Genomic DNA, 3,147 nt, shown 5'->3' with positions numbered 1-3,147 from the left:
ACTATTTATGTGCCTGAAGCAGAAGATGAAGCCATACGTGATTTATCTCGTGCCCGTGAAACCGCCATGAAAGATTTGAAAGACGCGAAATACCAACTCAAAGGCTTGTTTTTAAGGAATAACATTACTTGTAAGGTCAACGATAATTGGTCGAATAAACACTTACGTTGGTTAACCGAAATCGTCTTAGCGCATCCAAGCCAACAAATTGTGCTACAAGAAATGATACAAACGATAACGGAACGTATTAAACGAGTAGAACGTTTAGTGAATGAACTGGAACACCAAGTAAAACAGTGGCGATATTATCCAGTCGTTAAAGCCATACAAGCGATGCGCGGTGTTCGCTTACTGGTAGCTGTAGGGACTATTGCCGAGTTAGGGGATCTACGACGTTTTGATCATCCCAGAAAATTAATGGCCTACCTTGGGTTAGTGCCCAGTGAAAGCTCCAGCGGTGATTCGCGGCGGTTAGGTAAAATCACGAAATGTGGTAATGGACGCGCCAGACGGTTATTGATTGAAGGCGCTCAAACCTACAAATATAAAGCGAATATATCGACCGAGCTTCAAAAAAGGCAAGAAGGACTGAGTAAAGAAATCGTAGATATCGCATGGCAAGCCCAACTGAGGTTATGTCGTCGATATCAACGCCTCATGCAAAAAGGTAAACATAGAAATGTAGTGGTTACGGCAATAGCGCGAGAAATGATCGCCTATATTTGGTCAATATCACGCGAGGTGGTGATAACGCCAATCGAACCACGTACACGCGTATCAAGGTTACCCGCATGAGCAAAAGTATTGAGTTAGCGCATGGGATCAAGCATCGGATGTGGCACAACAACCGAGGGCGTTAGGATGGCAACGTTACGAAAGTAACGTTGAACCACGAGCATAGACTGAAAATAGGTGTCACGACGGAACAAGTAAGGTAGGCGCTGTTAGCCATTAGGTTAATAATCCACGAATATCAGCATGATAACCGACGAATTTACTTGCTTCATCTATGCGTTAACTCATTTTATTTTAAAAGAAAAGATTATGGCTCTAATTTATTGAGCAGGGATCAGTGTTTTTAAGTTGACGTGGGGAGTCATACCAACGCCCCAATAAGGGGAAATTTATTAGTTGGCTAAAATTGTTGAACGCAGTGAAAACAGCCAACTGTAAATTTTCCCGCTTTATTGCCTTGTTAGCTAGCTTTACAAAAAACCGTCCTCGTCCCAGGTTTTGTTTTTAAAACCATACTCTATATGAAATTTACCTAAGCCTATAAAGAAAAACAATGCGTAACATAACGGTATGAATATGCTGTAAAAAGTAATGAGTCTTTCGAACATAATATTAAAGCCCACTTCCTGATATGCATTCCAAAAATCTATAGACGCCCCAATAGTCACAACAATCGCAATATACTTGGTGATAGTCCATGAGAATTTATTTGAAAAAGAAATGTACTCTTTAAATTTACTCATATTTCCCTGAGCTTGCTAACGCCCTTGTTAATGGGCAAATAAATAGTTGGCTAAAATTAGTGAACGAAGTGAACAAAAGCCAACTATTTTTTGTCCCGTTGAACAACTTGTTATGTGCAGCTCGGTTTAGGTTTGTTGCCAAACTACGGCGAAGTTACCCTTAACCTGAATTTGCTTTGAGCCATTAAAACCTAAACTTAAATAAATTAATAGCTTTACCGCAAAAGTGTCTTTAATTGCGTAAAGCTTATTAGTGATATCACCTGAACGAACAATGGCGAAACACACCTAAATTATTTTATTTTAAAAACTCTTAGTTAAAGCACATAACGCTTATATTAATAGGCTAAAAAAGATTGGCTATAATCGCGAAGCGAAAGCCAACTTTTTTAGTCCTGTTGAATGACTTGTTAGCGGGCAACTACCTAAAAGCCAACAAGTAACACCAAAACTTAATTTTTTACATTGAACCTGAAAAGGGCGGAACAATGCAAATGAATTTTAAATTTTTAGGGGGGTTGCAAATTTGTTGATTAGAAAAAGAAACTAATCTCAAAAATTTTTAACCCTAAACTTCGTTGCCCGATAACGCTTACATTAATAGGCTAAAAAAGATTGGCTACAATCGCGAAGCGAAAGCCAACTTTTTTAGTCCTGTTGAATGACTTGTTAGCGGGCAACTACATAAAAGCCAACAAGTAACACCAAAACTTAATTTTTACATTGAACCTGAAAAGGGCAGAACAATGCAAATGAATTTTCAATTTTTAGGGAGTTTACAAATTTGTTGATTAGAAAAAGAAACCAATCTCAAAATTTTTTAACCCTAAACTTCGTTGCCTGTTAACGCTTATATTAATAGGCTAAAAAAGATTGGCTATAATCGCGAAGCGAAAGCCAACTTTTTTAGTCCTGTTGAATGACTTGTTAGCGGGCAACTATTGAAAAACTAACAAGTAACACCAAAACTTAATTTTTACATTGAACCTGAAAAGAACGGAACAATGCAAATGAATTTTCAATTTTTATGGAGTTTACAAATTTGTTGATGAGAAAAAGAAACCAATCTTAAAAATTTTTAACCTTAAACTTCGTTGCCTGCTAACGCCCCAATAAGGGGCTAAAAATTAGTTTGCTAAAATGTGTAGCGAAGCGAAACCGAGCAAACTGTTTTTAGTCCCACTTAATTGGCTTGTTAGCTGCCTATTGCCACCTTTTTATTGAACGTTCAATTTGCTCTTTGTCGCAAATTAATAAATTATTTAAACACCAATTTAGGAACTGCACAATAATTACGGTTTGTTTAGGCGAACATTTAGACTTAAAGTTTAAATAATTACTGCTTGTTTCTTTGCGACGCCCATATTCAGCAAGCGCATTGATTGTATAATCACAAACCAAATTATCAGCAGAGTTATTATATTTTATGCACCAAATCATATAACTTGGTACGTAATGCATTAAGTTAATTTCGGATTTAATCCACATTAAATCTTCATTCTCAGAAATAAAGCTATCAGAAACTAAATCGTTATCAGATAAGTTGAATCCATTAACAATGTCAGAAATTAATTCCATACTTTCCTAGGCAGCTAACGCCCTTGTTAATGGGCAAATAAATAGTTGGCTAAAATAGTGAACGTAGTGAACAAAAGCCAACTGTTTTTTG

2 protein-coding genes are annotated in these 3,147 nt (G+C 36.8%); one reads left to right on the top strand and one right to left on the bottom strand.

What is annotated here, in order from left to right:
• The coding region (locus ACRRSQ_RS20475) for an IS110 family transposase (RefSeq protein WP_440877636.1) at positions 1 to 795 on the top strand (795 nt) is incomplete at its 5' end.
• A 1,886-nt stretch (positions 796 to 2,681) separates the two neighbouring features.
• Here ACRRSQ_RS20475 and ACRRSQ_RS20470 read toward each other — a convergent pair.
• On the bottom strand, positions 2,682 to 3,056 hold the full coding sequence (locus ACRRSQ_RS20470) for a hypothetical protein (protein WP_440877635.1): 375 nt from the start codon (positions 3,054 to 3,056) through the stop codon (positions 2,682 to 2,684).
• Between the last annotated feature and the right edge of the window lie 91 nt (positions 3,057 to 3,147).

The organism is Thalassotalea sp. PLHSN55, from assembly GCF_052030545.1.
GTDB lineage: Bacteria > Pseudomonadota > Gammaproteobacteria > Enterobacterales > Alteromonadaceae > CANMXU01.
The sequence above is the reverse complement of the archived record's forward strand: the minus strand, read 5'-3'. Positions and strand labels throughout refer to the sequence as shown.